The following is a 22,238-nucleotide window of genomic DNA, read 5'->3' on the forward strand; positions in this document are numbered from 1 at the left end:
TTTTAGTGTGTTGTTTATAGTGTCCATCCGATAATATAATTTTTATGTTTTATGATTTTAATTTCAGTTTGTTCGATCCACATACGATCTCCCTCTATTTTATTTACTTCAAAAGCTTTTGGATTTCCCTTCAGCCCTGTTCCAAGAAACTTTCCGTAAGCTTCCTTGGCTACCCAAAACCGGGTAGTCCATTCCGCCTGATCTCTGTTTTTTAATAATGCTAATTCAGCATCTGTAAATACCAGATCGTAAAATCCGGAGCTGCGCTCCTCTATGATTTCCATGTCTATTCCAACAGGGCTTCCTTGGCGTGCAATTGCTACAGCTTCTTTTCCTTTATGAGCTAACGAAATATGAATATCTTCAGTAATATCGCCGATGAGATAAGGCTTACCTACTTCATTCGAGCGTATTTCAAATGTAATAGGGAAACAAGCATGATCCTTTTGCTGGCGAAGAAGGTTTCTTACAGCGTCTTTTGCTGCTACCCTGCTGACCATCCAGTTTTTCTTCTTATTAGGCAATAGCTGCTGATGGTATTGTTTTTCAGTTTGGTTGAAATATCGTTTAAGAATAAAATCCCACGAAGCGACCCTTGTATAAGCCTGATGAAAGAAGAATACCTCAGGTGCAATTTCTTCTGAAAGACGGTTATGCAAAGGGGACATGGAAACACTCCATAATGCCGCATCGATTTCCAATCTCCTGTTCTGCCAACCGGTAATAGCACACCAGACTTTTCCATCTCTTTTTAGGATAATATCTGCGATGGCAAATTCATCGTTAAGCTCCGTAAGCAAACAGGTACATTCAAAAAGTCCTTCCTGATCGTGCATATCACCAAAAAACTCGATGTCCCTGATTTTTACAGGAAAAGCAATACGGTCTTTTGTTAAAGTAAGCTGTAGCCACAACCCGAATAATTGTCCGGCATTATCAAGTAAGGAACCTTTCCCTCCGTTTCCTTTGATCTTTCCTACAATACCTTTGGTTCCCACTTCTACTATTTCAGTGATCCCCTGATATTTTTCTCCATGGAACATGTGCATATCGTAGATTTCCTCAGGAGTTCTCTGAATAGGTAAAAGCTCACCCACTGATAGGTTAATGACAGGAGCCTCTACAGAGGTTGGTTTCAATACCACTTCAGCATTAACAAAGTTCTCGATATCCAGATAAGCATGATGGGATGAGCGCCATTCTCCCTTAACGGTTTTCTCAAAAGGTTTGGCAACATTCATCCACTGAAACACACTCACATTCATGATCTTGTGTACTTGAGTACCTGGTATTTCTGCTTCTGCAATTTCTGCTAACTGCTCAAAAATCATGGTCATAGGAATAACCGGTTCCATATCCGCAATATCCACCCACCCTGCAGGCTGTCTTAGCAAACTGTGATCAATAAGATAAGGATGAGTATCCAAGTTAACATGCAGTAATCTTGAGAAATTCACATCCCGTGGCTTTTGAACTGCCACCGGGTTTGAAACTGTAACTTCCGGACGATTCTGGAATAATGTTAACACTTCTTCCTGCATGCGGATCATATCAGCAATATTTTCCTGAAATGCCTGAACGAGCGGATGTCCTGTTTTAACCACAGTAGCTGAAATATTATTTTGCTTCGGCTCAAAAGACTGAGCTAAAGACTGTACTTCTTTAAAATCACGGATAATCGGTGATCCTAATTGCAGCTTAATTCCTTTGCCTGATGCCTTTTTCAAATTGCTTTCTATTTCCAGAAAATCAAGTGCTACTGTTTTTCCTTCTACGAATAAAGCAGCTACCACACGTTGTAACTGAGCTAAAGCAGACCGCGTAGGAATACTGGAAGCAATCGTACTGAAAGCTTTTCCTTTTAAAGTATCATCGATAAATCCAATCAATCCTCCTGTTCCTATTTGAATAAAGAATCTTGCTCCTTCTTCATACAGTTTATCAGTAAGTTCACGGAAACGTACGGGCTGAACCAGATGTTCTGCACTGAGTTTTCTTATAGCCTGCTGATCTGAAGGATAAGGTTCCAGTGTCGTTGCAGACCACAATGGAATCTTTGTTTTTTGAAACTGTGCCTTTTCCATTCCTTCTAAAATCACATCGAGCTTATCCGCAATAAAAGGTGAATGGAAACCGGATTGGAATGGTAAGATCTGATGAAATATCTGTTTTGATTTTAACAAAGGTACCAGCTCATCCAATGCCGTATTACTTCCACAAAGAATCACCTGATTTGGACAGTTGTCATTAGAAATATATACCTCCGGGATTTGGGCAATAAGAGGCTTAATGGTATCAATTCCAGCACCAATAGCAATAAACCTGGAGTCTTTTAATTCAAAAGTTTCAGGATTAAGCACATCGATCAATGCCTTAACAGAATTTACTTCTGCCAGCTCGGACGAATATCCGGCCAGCCACTCTCCTAAGCTGTGCCCGGCATTCATATCCGGTACAATTCCCAGCTTTTTCAATGCACCATCCAATATGCTGCACTTATTGAAAACACCTAACGCATCACTTAATAAACCTTCCCCTTCTGTTTTGATAGGCTCAGTTAATCCAAAGTAACGGCTGACAGTCTCCACTTCTCCTTTTGCGAGACCATCTAATCCTGGAAATACAAAGGCTATTTTATCTCCATTCTTCAATAAAGGAATATTCGTATACCAAATATCTTGTTTGTTTCGCCAAGGTTTACCCTTGGATACAATTTTAATTGCTTTTTCTATTCTCTCTGGTGTCGGATCAAACAGGGCAATCCTATAATCCCCTTCACCTAACTGACTTTCATTATGATGTAAAGCAGAAAGTAAATCTTCATTCGTATTTCTTGCCAACAGCAAAACACGGTCTTTTTTAGGCATATCATACCCTTCAAGCACTACATGGGCATTGATCCCCCCAAATCCAAAAGCATTGACTGCCGCAATCTTTGGCAAACCGGCTTTTGACCAGCTTTTAGGTTCCTGCACAGGTGCAAATCGGGTTTGCTGCATATCCGCTATTGGATTTTCACAATATAAAGTAGGCGGTAATGTATCATGATGCAATGCCAGACAGGTTTTTATCAAACCTGCTATACCTGCCGCTGGCATAGCATGCCCTATATTGGACTTTACAGATCCAATACCAGCGATTGGACTCACTTCTTCCTTGCCAAAAAACTGGGCAAGAGTCTGCAGTTCTGTTTTATCTCCAAGAGGAGTTCCTGTACCATGAGCTTCAAGATAGCCAATCTGTTTTTCATCGAGGTCAGCATTGTTCCATGCCTGTTGCAAAGCTTTTAACTGCCCTTTAACAGAAGGACTCATTACACTGGTCCCATTACCATCACTACTTACTCCAACCCCTTTTACAACAGCATAGATTTTATCCTGATCACGGACTGCATCTTCTAATCTTTTTAAGACCACAAAACCGCATCCTTCTCCAATTAATAATCCATCAGCATCTGCACTGAATGGCTTGATCTGCTGCTGATGTGACATTGCTCCCAATTGTGCAAAAATGCTCCAGAAAGCAGCATTCTGTCCGGTATGAACCCCACCTGCAATCACCATATCACAGCGTCCACGGTTAAGTTCCTGCACCGCATGATCTACGGCAAGTAAAGCACTCGCACAGGCAGCATCCACTGTAAAGGCAGCGCCTCCCAAATTAAACCGGTTGGCAACAAGAGAAGCAACGAGATTTGGAATTAATCCCATCGCTGTATCAGCAGCAAAACGTCCTTTACGTTCCTGAAAAGCTTTTTTAACTTTATCAATATCTGTAGAAGATACTTCAGGAAGCAGTTCCTTCAACAATGAAGAAATCTGCTCTCCAGTCCGTACAATCTCTATAGCACGTGTTGCACCCGGTCCCGTATAGTTTCCTTTACCTATGATGATCCCTGTTTTCTCCAACGAAACTTTTTTCTGAAATACCCCTGCATCTTCGAGGGCTTTCTGAACCAAATCAAGCGTTAGCAAATGATCAGGCTCTGTTCCTTCAACAGCCAGTGGTAAAATTCCAAATTGCGTCGGGTCAAATTCATAATCAGGAATAAATCCTCCACGTTTACAATAAAAACGATCGACAGGACTTGTTGCATCACTAAAGTGAACCGGATCGATACGATCAGCAGGAGCCACCTGAGTCGAGTCCACTTTATTGACAATATTTTCCCAAAAAGCTTTGGCATCTTGTGCCCCGGGGAAGACACAGGATAGTCCAATTACAGCAACATCTGTTTTTTTCATAACAATTTTATACAGGGTTTTACCAATTGCTACCTGACATGATTAGTACCTGACTTTCAGTTCCATATTTTATCTCATTAAGAAAGGTTTCCTTTCCCTGATCTAAAGGGATCAAAGAAATACCTCTACGCTCATATTCTGTTTCTAAGGTTGAAGACACCATTCCTGCACCTTTCCATGGTCCCCAGTTAATAGAGATCACTTTCCCTTTTAGCTTTTTATCCAATGCGTTGGCATAATCATCCAGTACACTATTGGCTGCAGCATAGTCTGTCTGTCCTTTATTTCCATATACTGAAGCAATGCTTGAAAACAGAACCACGAACTGACAATCTGTACGCAATTGTTCAGCTAATACACGGAGGGGTTTTACCTTAGTATCAAAGACACGTCCAAAGGAGCTGGTTGTTTTTTGTTTAAACAGCTTATCTTCCAATAAACCTGCCCCATGGATAACTCCGTCCAGACGGTCATATTTTTCATAAATCGTATTGATTAATTCACATAGCCCATCTTCGTCACAAAGATCCAACGACTGGTAAACTACAGTACTTCCAAGTTGTTCCATATCCCGGATTGTTCTCAGGATCTGATTATTTTTGAAAACTCGGATCGTTTCTTTTTCTATTTCAGATGGTGAAGTGAATTTTCCGGATTCGATCAGAAAACTTCTTATTTCATCCTTGGTTTTCATCTTCTCAAATTCCTTTAGACTATGTTCTTCATTTCTAGGATCTGCAGATCGGCCCACGAGGATATAAGTACAAGGATATGCTTCTGACATATGTTTAACAAGTTCAGAGGTAATTCCCTGTGCTCCACCCAGTACCAGAACTACAGACTTCTGATCCAATTGAATATTTGCTTCTCCTAAACTCGTTGATAATGGTGATGGAATAATATCAACCTTGTGACGCTGATCATTTTTATAAATGATCTCTGCCGGTTTATCTGTGGTTAATATTTCTTTTAAAGCTATTTCTGCAATATGATCCATCTCCTGTGGAGTACTTAAACTGATCAGTCTGCATGTTGTATTATCAAATTCTCTTGCCAGGCTTTTGAAAAGTCCCGGATATCCCTGATGATGACGTAGTACACGAGCATCAGTGATCTCCTGAAGATGGGCAGGAATATCAGATATTAAATACACCCATTTGGCTTTATCAAAATCAAGTCTTTTAATAAGATCCACATGATCAATAATGCTGTGCTTCACAGAAGATGAGAATATATCAAGCATAATTAATCCGTCAAAACTTGTAAGATCTTTTTCTGTATCTACCAATTCAACAATAGCCCCATATTTTTCCAATGCATTCTTAATGACCAGTGTCTGTTTGCTATTATCTTCAGTAATTGCGAAACGCTTTCCTTCCAATATCTCAGTATTTTGGATTAAAGAATCATCCGTAGGAGTAATATCAAAACGTAAACGGGATAAAAGAGCCTGTTCCGGCTCCGGTTCAGCAATACTCGTCTCATTCTTTACCTCCTTTACTTCAGCATCACCATTCATTTCACTGATCCAGACAGCCAACCCATTCAGTGTTTTAATAGCAGCCAGTTTTTCCATAAGGTCATCAGCCTGCTCTAAATCTTCACCAAATCCGATCTTAGTTTTAAGATCTCCAATAATTTCCATACGCTTGATGGAATCTATACTCAAATCAGCTTCAAGATCCAGATCCAATCCAAGCATCTCTTTTGGATATCCTGTTTTTTCACTTACAATATCCAGAATTGCTTTTTGGAGTTCTTCCAGTGAGAAGGCAGATGTATTGGATGCTTGTGGAGTTGTGCTTTGCACTGATCCATTTTTTTCAGGTGCTGCAGTTGCTCCCGTGTATTCCGTCAGCCAGTTTACTAAACTGTTTAAAGTTTTTATTCCAGCTAACTGCTCCATTACTGTATCTTCATCTGCATGTCCATTTGCAAGAATACCCAATTCGTTACGGAGTGTTCCTATAATCTCAACTCTTTTAATGGAGTCAATACTTAAATCTGCTTCCAGATCCATTTCCATTCCTAACATTTCCTGAGGATACCCAGTCTTATCACTAACTACCTGAAGTAATAAGGATTTGATATCTTTTGTTGGAGTCTGCTGAGCCGGTAGAACAGCTGTCGGTTTCTCCTGATGAACCGGAGTTGCAGGAATTGCAGCCAAACGTTCATTAACCGGAGAAGGGATCGGTGAAGTATATACAGGAGCCGGATTTATCTGAGGATTCTGTCCCATAAAGGAAAGCATCACATCCCGTTGCGCCTGTATCATGAGTTTCATACTATTTAGATATTCCTGCAGCATACGTTCAGCCGTAGACTGATTCTCAGTTGCAGGTGCTTGATTATTGGTAAAGTTGTTCATTTGAAGAGGGTTTAATATAGGTAATGCACCATTGGCAGGCAGCGTACCAGTAGTAGGTAATGCAGCTTGTCCATTAACACGCCAAATGGCAGGATTCTTTTTATAAAGCTCAGGCTGATCAATGTGGATCAATTTGGCATCACGACCGTCGAAAAGTTTTTCAACATTAAAATTACGGCCTGTACCAAGGTATTGAGCAAACATACAAAGGAGGTGAGTCAGCTTATTACGGCTGCTATCTTCTACATAGAGTGTTACCTGATCTTTGTCTAAACAGGATTTCGTTAATCCGGTAAGAATTTTTCCAGGACCTACCTCTATGAATATTCTCGCTCCATCGTTATACATCGCCTGGAGCTCTTCCACAAACCTTACGGGTTGTACCAAGTGATTGGTTAATCTTTCTTTTATTTCTGATTCTTTCGTTGGATATACAGATGCTGAGGTATTCGACCAAACCGGAATCTGCATTTCCTCAAAAGCAACATCTTTTAGGACATTCCCATATAATTCTTTGGATTTTGCAACCACCGGACTATGGAACGCACAGGCTACTTCTAATTTTTGTGCAGAAATACGTTTCTCTTTAAGAATCTCCATCAATTTCTTGATTGCAGGCGTGGTTCCCGCTACCACACATTGAGATGGGGTATTATAATTTACAGGATAACATCCTTCCACCTGTGAAAGAATAGATTCTAAATTTTCTTGTGTTGCATTTACAGCGACCATCGTTCCGGGATCTCCGTCCTCTACTGAATCTAAGATCGCCTGTGCTCTTTGTGTACTCAACTCTACAAGTTTTTCTTCTCCAAATACACCTGCAAAACACAGAGCTGGTAATTCCCCATAGCTGTGACCTGCCAACATATCAGGTGTAATTCCCATTGATTGAAGGAATTTAGCCAATGCAAGATCTACGATTCCTAAAAGAGGCTGTGCTAATCTGGTATCTTTAATGGTATCTTTTTGCTTTTTCAATGCCTCAGCATCAAAAGTAGCAGAAGGAAAAACTACTTTTTCGAGTTCCGGATATTCATCTATAAGGTTTCGCATACTAGGAAAAACTACGAAAAGGTCACGGGCCATATTGATTCTTTGGCTCCCTTGTCCAGGGAACAAAAAGGCAACTTTACCTTCCCGCTTATTTACTATAAAAGTATCTTTGCTTTCAATTCCGGATAATAACAATTCAATTTTTATCATTAAATCTTCAGCAGTATCGGCAACAATACTTACCTGAGCCGGCTTTTCAGATCCAATGATCAAACTATAGGCAATATCTTTTAAGGAGATATCATCATTGATCTCCAATAAAGATCTGATCTGACCTAGTTGACCTAAAGCTTCTTCATAGGTATCGCCACGGAATACAAACAGCTCCGATGGCCAGGACTGTAATACAGCGGAATCTTCCTGTTTTGGATGATTGGCAATAACTGTATGAAAGTTAGTTCCTCCAAATCCAAAAGCACTGATTCCGGCATAACGATTTTGTTCAGCCCACAAACCGCTTTCTGCATAAAATGAGAAAGGACTGGTTTCGGCATTATAATAGGCATTAGGTTTCTGTAAATGAAGAGTCGGAGGTTTTACACCATGGTACACGGCCAGGGAAGCTTTAATTAATCCTGCTAATCCCGCTGCACATTTGGTATGCCCGATCTGGGTTTTTACTGAACCTAGGTGAGTCTGACCCGGGATAGCCCCTGAACGGCTAAATAAATTAGTCAGTGCACTAAGCTCTGTTTTATCACCAACAACGGTTCCTGTACCGTGTGCCTCAATAAGCCCAACTGATGCAGGACTAATACCAGCTTGGGCATATGCGCGCTCCAATGCTCTCACCTGACCAATTTTTCTTGGTGCAGTAAGTCCCAGAGCCTTCCCATCACTTGATCCGCCGACACCTTTAATAACCGAATAAATACGATCACCATCATTCACGGCATCTTCATATCTTTTTAATACAAGAATGGCAATCCCCTCTCCCAGGGCAATACCGTCTGCTTCACTGTCAAATGTAGCACATCTACCCTTACGTGAAAGTGCATGTGTACTGGAAAACATAAGATAATCATTGATCCCGTTATGTAAATCGGCACCACCAGCCAAAACCATATCTGATTTGCCCAATACCAATTCCTGACATGCCAGATCAATAGCAGCCAAAGAAGAAGCACAGGCAGCATCTACCGTGAAGTTTCTTCCACCAAGATCCAGACGATTGGTAATCCGGCCTGCGATAACATTAGCTAATATACCAGGGAAAGAATCTTCCGTAGTATGTGGAAATGCCTCTTTTACTTCTTCATGAAGCTGTCCAAAAACCTGTTTATAATATCCTCTGAAACTATAACTATTGGCAAGGTCATTCCCCCCTTCAGCTCCAATAATTACAGAAATATTCTCTCTGTTAACGTGTTTCTCACCATACCCTGCATCTTCCATAGCCCGCTTTGCAACCAACAGAGTCAGCAACTGTGTAGGCTCAATAGCAGCCAGAGACTGTGGTGGAATTCCAAAGGCTAACGGATCAAAATTGATTTTTGGAATAAAACCACCCCACTTGGAATGAGAAACATCTGAAGCATCAGATTCCGGATCATAATACAGATCTTTATTCCATCTTTCATCCGGTACTTCTGTTACACTATCTTTTCCTAAAATGATATTACGCCAGTATTCATCAAGATTTTTTGCTCCCGGAAATATACATTCCATTCCCACAATAGCAATATCCAATGGTTTTTCTTTGGATGAAGGTGCTTCCGGCAACATTGCATTCTGAATATATTCATAATTATCTACCGCTACATTCTGATGTAAATCGGCAATTGACATAACACGGTTTTGCATTGTTGCTACCTGCCCGATCATATACATTCCCAGATCCAGCTGTTCGCTTTTAGGAATAGTTACAAGTTGATCCCCCTGACGGTCCACTCCTTTCGCAGCAATCCGTAAACGGCCAACATTTAATTTTTCAAGTTGTTCCCATACCTGCTTTTTATCCATTCCGGCAGCCAGAAGTCTTGCTTTTTCCGCAATAAAATGCTGAGCAAATACGGTATTCAGACAGCGGGTTTCATGTCCCGGTGCAGTTTCTAACAAGACGGTATCTTTTGCCTGCATAGCCTGCAATTGGAATTCTTCCTGAATTGCACCATCATTCACCGCTTCCTGAGTATAAAGATAGGCTGTTCCCATAAGTACCCCTACTTTTACACCTCTGGCGGCCAAAGGAGCTGCCATGATAGAAACGAATGCTGTTGAGAATGCATCGTGGATCCCTCCTGCAAAAAACACACTGATGTTTTCAGGATGATCTTCTTTTAAGATGCGTTCAATTTGTTTTTCCCAAAGGACCATACTTGAAAGCGGACCTACATGTCCCCCACACTCACGGCCTTCAAAAATGAAATTTTTTGCTCCTTCTTTCAGGAAAATATCTAATAATGCGGGAGATGGAACATGAAGGAAAGTAGTTATCCCTGCTTTTTCAAACACCTTAGCCTGCGCCGGTCTTCCACCAGCGATAAGGACTACAGGAGGTTTAGCTTCCAAAATATAAGAAGTTTGTTCTTCTCTTAATTCCTGTGGGGCAAAACCTAAAATTCCAACACCCCAGGTTTTTTCGCCGGCCAGCTTTTTGGTATCCATTACTAAAGCTTTTGCCTGATTACCTTTCAATAAAGACAAGGCAACAAATGGAAGAGCTCCCGCTTCAGCTACGGAATTTGCAAACAAAGGTACATCACTTACACGTGTCATAGGTCCCTGTGCAATAGGATACCGTAAGCCAAGTTGTTTTGCCAGTATATTATTCTCATCAATAACCTGAAGAGTTTTAGCCTGCTTAAGATGTCCGTACATGGATTCCCTGAATCCAAAAACCAGTTTCTTCAAAGTTTTGAAATCCTCATACAGATCTATTGCCAATGAAATATCCTGCCCCATTGGAATATAACTTTTAGTTAAATCTAAATCGGTAAAATATTTCCTAAGATCTTCACTATTGATATGATCTGATAGTGCAGGTGAGTTAGGTCTCACCAATACCCGGTGATTGGCTATTATTTTAGTTTCTGTTCCATTCAGTTTTGAGCATAGATCTTTTACCTCCTTCGGAACCGAGCTCTCGGGAAACAAGGCAAGCTGGCTATCCAATATGATACCCGTTGCTCCTAATGCTTTTACTGCAGCCGCAGTGTGAAGTCCTATTCCACCCTGCACCCACACAGGAATATCCCTGATCTCTTTGATAACACGCTGAAATAAAACAAACGCTGATTCATAACCGACAAGTCCACCTGCTTCATTTCCTTTTATAATAATACCCATAGCTCCCAACTGCTCTGCCTGTATCGCTTCTTCTAAGCTACACACCTGATAAATAACGGATAATTGGGAAGGAGAATTAATTAAAGTACCAACCGGAAGGATGGCAAAATTTACTTTTTCTGAAAATTGAAGTGATCCAAACTGGTCGTTAGGAGAGTAAATACCATAAGAAGGTATATCGATCTGATCTAGTTGATCCAATGCCTCCTGCGCAATTTCTGGTTCACACCCAAGGCTTAAGACAGGAAACGCACCTGCCTGATGCAGTTTAAGCATAAGACTTACATCAGGTTTCTCAAATGGTGTTAATCCAATAATAGTTAAGTTTTTCATAGCATTCATGGTATTGAAATGGTAAGTTTTTCCGCAACAAAACAACTAAACCTTTCGGCATAAAGAGTAATTGATCATTACGAAGGAATAAAAATAGTAAATTTATGTTATATATATAACAATAAAGGCAATTTAGTGATAATTCTTTAATATTGGAGCGATTGACTGTTTCAATATTAGTAACCAAATGGTGATTAAATACACAGTTGTCATCTGGCTTTCAACAGGCTTTAAGCCAATAGTCATTAGTTTTTTCATGGCATTTATGATTTAAAACGATAAATAGGAAATGGGCACAGCAAATCGCTACACCCTTCGGCGTATAAAGCGATTGCTTGTTATAAAGGAATAAAAATAAATAAATCTACGACATCTTTAATTATAAAGGCAATTTGATAATGATTTCTTAACAAAGGGATCATCAGCTATTCAAATACCACTCATAACCTGTAGTTTACATTTTTATTCTTAGAAATAAACTAGTACAATCTGTGTGATTATAATTATAAATTTTTATAATTATTTAATAATATCTAGCAAATATATGAATAAAAATGAGATATTTCATTATATGGAGATTTGTTTTTCAATATTACAAAAATATAACATATCTAAAGGACTTAGACTGTGCTAAAGAGAGGAATTAAAAAGACTGTACAAATCCCTTAACATTCAGTTTTTAACAAAAAGTATATCATACAAAAAAGTCCTCCCAAATCAATTATTTAAGAGGACATTCTGATCAAAATCACAATCTATTTTTTTTGATAAACAGTCACGGGACCTACCAACCCTATGGACTGCAAAGGCTGGTCTTTCTTTTTCAGATTTGTCCAGTACTGGGCTACAGTATTGTCTTTAAGGGTTTTCATATAATTGACCATAACGGTCACTACTTTGATTTCGATTCCATTCATCCCTTCATGAAGTAAACCATCCAGAGCATAAATCCTTTGCCCAAACCATTTTGTGCCAGCTACTTTTCCGTTAACATACACTTCACAAATCCCATACACACTACCGAGGTTTAAGAAGTATTCTGAAGCATCTCCTATCACATTAAATGTATTACGATAAATGATGGTTCCCGCAAAATTAGCATAACCTGGAAGTTCTTTAAGATCAGTAAGATGATTCAACTCTTCTTTTTTAACAGAACCATCATAATGCCTGAATTCAACATTCCATGTATTATTGAACTCTTTTGTATTCTTTCCTGTCGGGGGATTGAATTTCCAAAGATCTCCCCTCTTTTCATGATCAAAAACAATCAATTTGGAATCTGCGGTGCCAAGATCAATCCGAAGGTGCCCATCCGTTACCTCCAACCTGAACCGTTGGCCCGTTACGGCATCCCATAACCAGGGCTTCTTGTGTTTAATAACTTCTTTATCAAATGCAATATCCAATGACGCATCATGCTTGCTACTGGAATTAACAAATAAGAAAAGTTCTGCTTTATCTGTCTGGTACCGAACCTGTGTAATAAACGTCTTTGGTTCTTCTATTTTTACATAAGGCGTGAGCATATATTTTTCCTGAATACCTTTATACCAACTCATAAAATCAGAGACAGGCTTGCGTAAGAAAATAAACCGATCAGGGAACGCTTGCATTTTTTTAATCCATTCCTGTACTTCCAGGTCTCTTTTCTCATAATTATTCCAGCCCGTAGATTTTTCCGGCAGAGCTTCGATACAAAAAACTCTCCCGCCCCCACTTACAAATTCATGTAACTTGCTCGCTGTAGAAATGTCCAAACTCCGTACTTCGATCAAAAATAAGGTATGATACTTCCTTTTCCCATAAACGAGGAAACCTTTGTTAACCTCCGAGCCGGTAATCACACGTTCCGATACGTAATCGCATGCATTACCGTTCTGATGAATGGATTCCCATATTAAAGCCTGGTATGCCGGGGACACTACAACCGGGAAAGGTTCGTTTTGTGCACCATACTCAGACCATTGATCTGCAAAGGGTGCTAAAAGAGCGATGTTAGCGAACATAGTCGCCTGCTGCAATACAGCAGACAGTCTTGCGCGGTAATCTGTATAATGTTTAAAATAAGGCCAGATCGTATTTTTCTCATTAAAATATCCACCATAAGTGATCCAACCTGGAAATGGTGCATCAGGTGGCGAATAATTAAAGCCATGAAAAACAGGATGGGTAACTCCGGATATCGTACTCTGATCACCTACTATCTTAAGTATTTCCAGGGCTTCATTAAATACCATATCCGTATTGGTAAGCTCTTCAGAACTGATCAGTTTTTTATCCTTTAAGTGGGCAGCCGAGGACACCAGTTTATTGATCATGGTATTCCCCCTACCTAAATGCCACGGATATTGCATGAATTTTTCTTCAGTGACATCTTCTCCTATTCCATATTTCAACCAGGTTTCACATTCTGGAATATCGATATCGAAACTTCCTTCCAATGGAAAATAGCCGCGCCCATATGCCTGTGCCCTTGATTTTATTTTATTGTCTTTACACCACTGTACGAAAGTATGCACAAACCTTTCTTCAAAAATTTCTGCTTTGGTCAGTTCAAAATCATACCGCATCCGGTCAATCATCTTTTTGAACTCTGGACCTGTTTTTACCGGGTAAAGAATATTCTGACCGGTAGTATTTCCCATACCTCCTATTTTAAACAAAACAAAAGGCAAATAAGGATAAAGATCATATCCTCTCCTTTTTTTGAACTCACTCATCATATCACTATTCCAGTTTGTCCCTTCCGTCTCGAGACTGTCGATAAAGAAAGATCTGATATTTGGAGCAAGTGGTCCTATTTTTTGCTGAATGGCATCACTCATTCTGTTGAGGTATTTCTTTACAGCCTCCACATTATAATGATTAAGTACAGGTCCCATACCTCCCGGTGCACCCTGGATCACACTCATAAAACGTTCTATCTTTACCAATCCATAAACTGCATACTCTCCTTTTGGTACTGAAACTTTGATTATTCCATTTTTAATCTGGTCTGACAAATTCACCACTTCATCCATATGATTGAGTGGATCAGGCACCATTTTAACCTCCAGCATTTCCATCGTTCTTCCGCTATAAGGACTGGTAATGGCAGGATCGGCTTCTTTATAAAGATCAAAAAGGGAAAATTCTGTTGTAAGAGGGCCTTTCAATTTCTTTACCGCTATCACCACAATCTGTGAACACTCTTCTTTTTCCAGAAAATCACCCCCCATAGGAAATCCGGTACCGACAAGTAAATCGCAGGTCATATCCAATGATTTAGCTTCTTCAAGTGTAAATTTCAACAAGTCAATCCATTCATCACTTAGCCAATCCACACTCGTCTTCCCCATGTCATCCGTTCGTAAAGGAAATGATATCGGATTGATCTCAACACCACCGATGCCGGCATCTTTCAAGACTCTGAGCTCCCTAGCAAGTTCGGCTTTTTCTATTTTATCTCCATTCCACCACCATCGGACAAACGGACGATAAGAATTTTCCGGATTACTGAATATTTCAAACAGGGACTTACGATATGGTGAACTACCAATTTTTAGCATTCCATATGCATACGATGGCAGCACATTCAATAAAACTAAACCGGAGGCCGCAACTGAAGTCTGTTTCAGAAATTCTCTTCTTTTCATGAATGATCGATGGATTAAAAGTTATAATGCCTTTGCTAGAGGTTCTTTATACTACTAAACTCTATAGGCCTACGGACCAAATTTAATAGATTTGTTGATAATATCACACCGCTGTACAGAAAATAGTGTGAAATGTTCTTTCTCGACATTAAGCTTTTAGCCTATGTTTATAATTCTGAATAATAAAAGATTTTATAATCCATAATATTCTATAGCTGATTTCTTAATTAAATTTTTACTCCAATCTTCCCATTCACCGCTATAAGGATGATATCCGCATAACCTTTTGAAAGGTCTTATTTTTTAAGTAGATCAACCATTTCTCACACTTATTAAAGTTTTCTTATATTTATATACTATGAATGTTAAATTCCCTCTATTTCCAGCTTTAGAAACTGAACGTTTAGATTTAAGAAGATTATCCCTTGCGGACGCTCAGGCAATCTATGAACTAAGATCTGATCATGAAGTCGCCAGATTAACGGGGAGAGAACCTGCAAAAAGCATACATGATGCGACTGCTTATATCCATAAAATTGAAAAGCTATTTAAGGAAAATGCATGCCTGTTCTGGGTAATTTCCTACAAAAACGAATCTGCTTTAATCGGTGCCGTATGCTTTTGGAATTTTGATCTGTCTAATAAGTCCATAGAAATCGGATACGAACTGCTTCCGGAATTTCAAAAAAAGGGTATCATAGGAGAAGCCGTAAAAGAGATCATCAATTTTGGGTTTGAAATCATGAAAGCTGACATCATCACAGCCTTCCCATCTGCCCATAACCCCCAATCAGTTGGCATATTGGAAAAATTAAATTTTAAATTGGGAGGCGATACATTTCAACACGACCACGAAAATGTCGAAGGAATGCTTACGTATGTTCTTTATAATTCTGGATATTCATCGGTTTCTGATAATAATTTTGGCTGAGAATTGTTATCCCATTTATTAATTTAACCCTAAAATATAAAGTCCAACATCACTATGATATTGGACTTTTAAATATTGTTTTAAACCAAGCTAGTTAAACACCTGTGTTTTAATATAATTTACATCAACATCTCTGAGATAATTAACCAGATTGGTATACTGCGAATGGAAATTGTAGCCTCCCTCCTTCATCTCTTTCGTAGCATCTGCTTTACTCCAATTCTGAAATACGATACGATACATGGCCAAAGTAACTCCGGTTCTGTCACTCCCATGTTGGCAATGTATATCTATTGGCTTGGGAGCTGTTCTTATGATTCTTAAAGCCTGGATAATCTCTACATCCGAAACATCTGAAGCAACCATAGGAACATGATATAAAGTACCTGTGTAATTAGTTCCGCTAATATTGTCGGTATGACCTGATCTCAGATTAAGAATTGATGCAACATTTTTTTGCTGAAGAAAGTCATAGCCTTCACTATCAGGCTGTTCACTTCTATAAACATCATTATTAACTTTATACAGATTATCAAAAGGTGATCCTGTAACTTTTTGAGCCCAGTTTTGAGGTCTTGAACTTTTAGAAGTAATACCTAGTTCAGCATTTTTGGAGCTGTAAGCGGATTGAGATTGTAAATCTTCAGAATTTTCAGGAGCACAAGCCAGCGTGCTCAATGCTAAAATAAAAAAAATCGTTTTTTTCATGTTTTGTACTATTTTTTGTGATACACTTGCTGTTGATTACTATTATTTTCCATTAAGTTTTATGAGGAAACAACCCCTCTGCTTTATGTAAAATAATGCCAACAAATGTATAAATAAAAATACTTATTTCATCAAATAGAGAAATATTTATTTATTACATTCTTATTCAACTTCGTTTATATTGAATTTACTTTCAATATACTAGCCTACTCTCTTCTTTTTATCAGCAGCCAGAATCCGATTGTACTCTTCTCATCATTTACAGTATATCTATTAGCATGTAATCAGTCGTGGCTTATAAAAACAAAACTGATTTTGGATTTTCTTCTGACCTATTTCTTATTTTTGTAAAGAATTAAAATATTCATTCCATATTCTACCTATGAACAATACATTTTCTGATAACAATCAAATTGGTCTGGTTTCAACTTTTCCTGAACTCGTTAACACCAACTTTCAGGGAGCGATGAATGCTATTTGCTGGCACAGAGATTGGGATGGAGATTTTAAAGAAATTGTTTCTAAACTTCAATTGAAGGATAATGTTACGGAAGTTTTCACCGAAGACCTTTTAGCACTACCATTATCAGAAAAAGGAATCAGGGCAAGAGAAATTATTCTAAATGACTTACAACTGCTAACAGATTTTGGTGCGCAGCCATCTCTCAATTTACTTAAAAGCTACGAACGAGATGAGGAGCTGGATTTCATTTCAACCGACGTATATTCTTACCATGTAGATCGTTCGCCTGTCAGTACTGATACTTTTTTGTGTACCTATCATGGTACCGCCAGTGAATTTTTACCTAATGATCAGGTCGAACAAAAAACTCTGATTCCAGAAATCCGGGAAAAGCTTAAGGAATTACATGATGGTCCGGAAGCAGAATTTGAAGCTTTTCTGAAAGAATATTTTTTCGATCTGCATTATCAACCTAAGCCTAATGCAGAGCCTATCAGTATGGGATCAGGGCATCTTTGGCGTCTTGCAGTGGATCATCCTTCACAGAAGGTCCTGCCTTGTGTTCATAGAGCTCCGGTTGAAAACGATGGTGAGTACCGACTGCTTTTGATCTGTTAAATTATATAATCTGTTCAAAAACCAATATATAACGAGACCCCTATTTTTCTTGCATTGCTTTATAATTTTGGGTACATTACTATACATTAATATTTAATACACATGGCTGATACAGTTATACTGTCCGAAGGAGCAGAATTTGACCACGTTATACAGGAGGTTTCAAAATACATCCATCTTTATGTAATGGCATTTGAAAAAGACGAGCGAACTATTACCCGAGTAGATAAACGTGAAAACATGTACGGTGGAAAAGGAACGGTCTATATGATACAAATGTTCGATCACCAGGAATTAGCCAATAACCGTCTGGCTGCCTATATGGTTTTATTAAACAAAGGGGACGAGTCTGGTTTTCATACACACAATCAAAGAAATGAAGAGGAACTATATGTCGTTGTCCATGGAACCGGAGAGTATCGGGAAAGAACCGGAACCCAGGGAGCAGAGCGAAAAAAGATTCTTCAAAAAGGAGACATTACAGCCATCAGTTCCATAGGCTATCATTCTATAGAAAATATAGGAGACGAACCTTTAATCATGTTTGTCATTACCACAAATAACCCCTCATAAATCAACATAAAGTAAATCATACAGCTGCTTTCAACACAGGTCTGTTATATTTAATGCACAGTCTAAGATAGATAGTTTCAATTTTGATTTGGTAAAATTTATAATTAGATTTATCCTCTAATATAGAAGTTATCATTATGAAGTATTCAAAAGAATATGTAGCTAAAGATGAGCACATTGATGTACAAGAAATTATGGATGGCTTGTACTATCCATTTTACATGGAATATTGCAGACATGAATATATTGATGAAATTTTAGGCTTTAATCTTGAAAATGAAGCAAAGAATGGAGTGAATATGGTTTTGTCGGAATACTCTATCAGTTTTCTCCGATCCTTAAAAAAGGGAGATACTTTTACGGTAACCTGTGAATTATTCCGTGATAAAAATGGAGCTCCTAAACTGCACTTCAAGCAATCAATTATTTTGAATGGCAAGATCACGACAAAAGCTGTTTTTACAGGCACCTGTGTTCCAGCGAAAGGGGGCAGACCATTCCTTCCTGAATCCCTGAAAGCAACCATTGAAAATGCACCGGTTTTAGAAGACTAAACAATCAGAAAATGCAATAACCTGAATTAAAATTCTGAATGATTGCATTACAATATTTAATACAAAAAAGCGGGTTTTAGACCCGCTTTTAATTTTTGTAATTATTTTTCTGTCTTAAATCATTTTGCCTTGATTCTCCTTCTGTGTTTCAATCCAAAATCGAGCAAAGCCTCAATGACAGGTATTGTTTCTTTCGCATATTCGGTAATTGTATAAGAAACCGTAATGGGCTTTGTATTATTGACCTTTCTCGTAATGAGCAGGTTTTGTTCAAGATCATACAACATCTTTGACAGTACTTTTGGTGAAATACCTGATACCGTTTCCTGTAAATCTTTAAACCTCATCGTACCAAAATATAGGTTACGTAGAATACAAATTTTCCATTTACCTCCTAATAAATCGAGTGTATCTCTTAATGCTAAAGTGCGTTCTTTTAAATTTTCTTTATCACTGCAATTCATAATCTCATATAAAACTTACTTTCCTAAAGGTAATCAATAATAAACATACCGTCGGTATATCTTAATTTTACGTCCATAATCAAAACATTCTAATCCAATGAAAGTAACCATAATAGCCAACATTTCAGTTAATGGACGAATATTATCATCCGATAATCCACACCATCAGCTGCCAAAAGAAGCAATGGAGTTCTACATTAAACTGGCAAACAAAATAGGAAGTCTCATTATTGGGGTTAAAACTTTTGAAAACTTCCAAAAATTCCCCGATGAAGTAAAAGAGCATTTTAAAAGCATAAACATTATAATACTATCCGATAAACCCTATTCAGCAGAAGGTTATCAGACATTTGAGAGCCCTGAAGCCATTCTTGACTATGCCATATCTGAAGGCTTACAGGAAATTGCTATTGGAGGTGGAATAAATACCTTTAACGCTTTTATAGACAAAGATCTGGTCACAAACCTCCACTTCAATATGAGCCCTTTGATCACAGGAGATGGAGGGTTTTTAGGAAACAACAAAGAGCTTGATACAAAATTTGAGATCGCAGAACATACAATTAATGAAGGTTTTCTCCAACTTCATTTGACAAGGAAATAGTGTATCGCCAAATAAACAATTAAAAATATAATCAGGATATCCCTAAAAATGTTTGCTCTTTTTTTTAAACTAAAGACTGGCCAATGACCAGTCTTTTTTTTCATTTTCTTCAACTCATTTTATTACGGACGGATACGAATAATCGTTTTACCTGTGAGATGCATGTTGGGAGCGAAGGTTGCCACGGCATCTTCAAGTGGTGCAACTTTACCAATATTTGTTTTAAGGTATCCATCCCGAACACGCTGAGCCAGTTGAGTTAATTGATCACGATTGGCTTCGACAATGAAATCTATTGTACGTCCCCCCACAGGCCTTGCATCAATCGGGCCTGCAATAGTGACCAATGTTCCTCCTTCCCGAATCACTCCTGCAGATCGCGTCGCGATTTCCCCACCCAGAACATCGAAAACAAGATCAACATGGCCAACATCCTCTAATCTGCTATTATCGAGATCAATATATTCATGCACTCCAAAGTCGTGAGCCGTTTGACGACCGCTTGCTCTCCCCGTACCAATGACATATGCACCAACTTCACGAGCCAACTGAACTGCCATTGAACCCACGACACCTGCCGCTCCGTGAACAATTACTCTTTGTCCTGATTTTAGCTGCCCATGGTCGAATATCCCTTGCCAGGCAGTTAAGCCAGGCATCACCAGCGCTGCACCTGTCTCAAAATCAACATCACCCGGCAAAGGAGCCAGATTCCTGGCCTCAATGGTTATATATTCTGCGAGTGAGCCATCGCGGTACCAGTCAGCAAGACCAAATACGCGCTGCCCCACTGATAATCCAGTTGTACCGTAGCCCATCTCAGTAACGATACCTGAAAATTCATGTCCCGGGATAGAGGGTGTCCGGCTTACATCATGACGATCAGTCCAGGTCGATGGCCACTCAAGCTCATTGAAAGTGAATCCTGAAGCATGAACCTGAACGACCACTTCATTCATCGAAGCGATCGGTTCAGGGCTTTCCGTTAGTTTCATGCCGGCTGTTCCTTCAGCCTCATTTGTTACGATAATTGCTTTCATAATTTATCTACGTTTTTATTAATAAAGTTACACATAGTAATCTTGTATGTGGTGTGATTGTAATAGGTAAAGGTTAAAATAAATTTAGCTTTCCTCTACCTTTTAATCTTCTTCTCAAATCATCCCTGCAGGCACGACTTGCGGGAAATCTTTGTCAGGATTAGATACATTATTGATAAAATTGGTCAAAGAATACATCGTCACCAGGCCAATTATCTCCAGTACATGAGCATCTGTATATCCGGCATCTTTTACCGCATTAAAATCAGAATCACTGATATTACCTCGAGTCTCTATCACTTTACGTGCAAATTGAACAGCTGCATCGCGCTTTGGATCCGTGGCATGTCCCTTTCGGGCAAGGATGATTTCCTCCGGGGTAAGTTTTGCCATATGCTCTGCCGTATAACTGTGAACGGTGAGACAGTAGTTACAACCATTGACTTCAGAAACTGTGAGTCCAATACTGTCACGTGTTTTTACATCAAGCGCTTTGCTCATGCTTCCTAAGAATGTGGCCCAGGTGTTAAATGCAATGGGACTTGCGGCAAATGTTGCCATCATATTTGGAGTAAAACCCAGACTATTTGTAAACGCATCAAGGGTTGGTTTTGAATCAGCCGGTACATGTTCCGGCTTTAATGCTTCAATTCTAGGCATAATAAATTCTTTACTGTTTCTATTTAATAATTACACTAAATCAAGTACTTCTTCAAGCGGGCGACGTGGCTTCTGTATCCAGTTACCAGGACGTTGCGGGCCCACAGATAACAACATAGCCGGCACTTCATCTTCTGCCAGTCCAAACTCTTTAGCTACCGCATCAAAATCAAACCCGATCATTGGTGTTGAACCCATATTCAGAGATCGGGCTGCATAGATTATGGCAGCAGCACCGAAGGTAGCAGTCCGTATTGCTTCATCCCTTCTGCGCTGAGGGTAAGCCATATATAAATCACGTGCAGGAATTTCCCATTCCGGAACCATACTTTCAGGCATAACACCCGCTTTTACCAATGGCTCAAGACGACTGGGTATCACACTGGTATCAACCAATTGGCCGATCACAATGAAAGTCACAGCTGCATCTGTGATGGCGGGCTGATTCCAGGCAATCGGACGTAACCTTGCTTTGGCCTCAGGGGTACGTACTGCGATAAACCGCCAGTTTTGTAAGTGAAAAGATGTAGGTGCAGTAGTACCAATTTGTACCAACTCACGGATTTGATCGTCGCTCAATACAGCGGTAGTATCATAATACTTAGCTGCGCTGCGACTTAAAATGGTTTCGATGACCGGATTTGTCATAATTTTCAATGTTAGGATTATAGAATGGATTTTTAATTTTCAGGT

The 22,238-nt window shown here is 39.1% G+C and carries 13 protein-coding genes; 5 read left to right on the forward strand and 8 right to left on the reverse strand.

The window, feature by feature from the left end; all coding sequences use genetic code 11:
• Positions 1 to 14 precede the first annotated feature (14 nt).
• The 3 genes from CEY12_RS07875 to CEY12_RS07885 form a co-directional block, all read right to left on the reverse strand.
• Positions 15 to 4,244 carry a type I polyketide synthase gene (locus CEY12_RS07875; protein ID WP_089027170.1) on the reverse strand — a complete coding sequence of 1,410 codons (4,230 nt, stop codon included), beginning with the start codon at positions 4,242 to 4,244 and terminating at the stop codon, positions 15 to 17.
• Between the two features lie 19 nt (positions 4,245 to 4,263).
• Entirely contained in the window at positions 4,264 to 11,292 is a 7,029-nt protein-coding gene (locus CEY12_RS07880) for a type I polyketide synthase (RefSeq protein ID WP_172821021.1), read from the reverse strand.
• Between the two features lie 755 nt (positions 11,293 to 12,047).
• Positions 12,048 to 14,930, reverse strand: coding sequence for a glycosyl hydrolase (locus CEY12_RS07885; protein WP_089027172.1), 2,883 nt, complete (start codon positions 14,928 to 14,930; stop codon positions 12,048 to 12,050).
• A gap of 358 nt (positions 14,931 to 15,288) precedes the next feature.
• On the opposite strand from CEY12_RS07885, the gene CEY12_RS07890 reads away from it, so the two are divergent.
• Entirely contained in the window at positions 15,289 to 15,861 is a 573-nt protein-coding gene (locus tag CEY12_RS07890; protein WP_089027173.1) for a GNAT family N-acetyltransferase, read from the forward strand.
• Positions 15,862 to 15,951: 90 nt separating this feature from the next.
• Here the strand turns inward: CEY12_RS07890 and CEY12_RS07895 are convergent, their stop codons facing one another.
• Entirely contained in the window at positions 15,952 to 16,569 is a 618-nt protein-coding gene (locus CEY12_RS07895) for a fused DSP-PTPase phosphatase/NAD kinase-like protein (RefSeq protein ID WP_089027174.1), read from the reverse strand.
• 382 nt (positions 16,570 to 16,951) lie between these two features.
• Between CEY12_RS07895 and CEY12_RS07900 the strand changes: the two genes are divergently transcribed.
• From CEY12_RS07900 to CEY12_RS07910, 3 genes are all read left to right on the forward strand, one after another.
• A complete protein-coding gene (locus CEY12_RS07900; RefSeq protein ID WP_089027175.1) occupies positions 16,952 to 17,650 on the forward strand; it encodes a DUF1826 domain-containing protein in 699 nt (232 codons plus the stop codon).
• 102 nt (positions 17,651 to 17,752) lie between these two features.
• The gene (locus CEY12_RS07905; protein ID WP_089027176.1) at positions 17,753 to 18,223 is read left to right on the forward strand and encodes a cupin domain-containing protein; all 471 of its coding nucleotides are present in this window, start codon (positions 17,753 to 17,755) and stop codon (positions 18,221 to 18,223) included.
• Positions 18,224 to 18,360: 137 nt separating this feature from the next.
• The gene (locus CEY12_RS07910; protein ID WP_089027177.1) at positions 18,361 to 18,777 is read left to right on the forward strand and encodes an acyl-CoA thioesterase; all 417 of its coding nucleotides are present in this window, start codon (positions 18,361 to 18,363) and stop codon (positions 18,775 to 18,777) included.
• A 119-nt stretch (positions 18,778 to 18,896) separates the two neighbouring features.
• Here the strand turns inward: CEY12_RS07910 and CEY12_RS07915 are convergent, their stop codons facing one another.
• Entirely contained in the window at positions 18,897 to 19,241 is a 345-nt protein-coding gene (locus CEY12_RS07915) for a winged helix-turn-helix transcriptional regulator (RefSeq protein WP_089027178.1), read from the reverse strand.
• 97 nt (positions 19,242 to 19,338) lie between these two features.
• On the opposite strand from CEY12_RS07915, the gene CEY12_RS07920 reads away from it, so the two are divergent.
• Positions 19,339 to 19,845: a dihydrofolate reductase family protein gene (locus tag CEY12_RS07920; protein WP_089027179.1), complete on the forward strand. Its 507-nt coding sequence runs from the start codon at positions 19,339 to 19,341 to the stop codon at positions 19,843 to 19,845.
• Between the two features lie 122 nt (positions 19,846 to 19,967).
• Here the strand turns inward: CEY12_RS07920 and CEY12_RS07925 are convergent, their stop codons facing one another.
• The 3 genes from CEY12_RS07925 to CEY12_RS07935 form a co-directional block, all read right to left on the reverse strand.
• On the reverse strand, positions 19,968 to 20,885 hold the full coding sequence (locus CEY12_RS07925; protein WP_089027180.1) for an NADP-dependent oxidoreductase: 918 nt from the start codon (positions 20,883 to 20,885) through the stop codon (positions 19,968 to 19,970).
• 114 nt (positions 20,886 to 20,999) lie between these two features.
• Positions 21,000 to 21,545 carry a carboxymuconolactone decarboxylase family protein gene (locus CEY12_RS07930; RefSeq protein WP_089027181.1) on the reverse strand — a complete coding sequence of 182 codons (546 nt, stop codon included), beginning with the start codon at positions 21,543 to 21,545 and terminating at the stop codon, positions 21,000 to 21,002.
• A 30-nt stretch (positions 21,546 to 21,575) separates the two neighbouring features.
• The gene (locus CEY12_RS07935; protein WP_089027182.1) at positions 21,576 to 22,193 is read right to left on the reverse strand and encodes a nitroreductase family protein; all 618 of its coding nucleotides are present in this window, start codon (positions 22,191 to 22,193) and stop codon (positions 21,576 to 21,578) included.
• Between the last annotated feature and the right edge of the window lie 45 nt (positions 22,194 to 22,238).

Source organism: Chryseobacterium sp. T16E-39, from assembly GCF_002216065.1.
Taxonomy (GTDB): Bacteria; Bacteroidota; Bacteroidia; order Flavobacteriales; family Weeksellaceae; genus Chryseobacterium.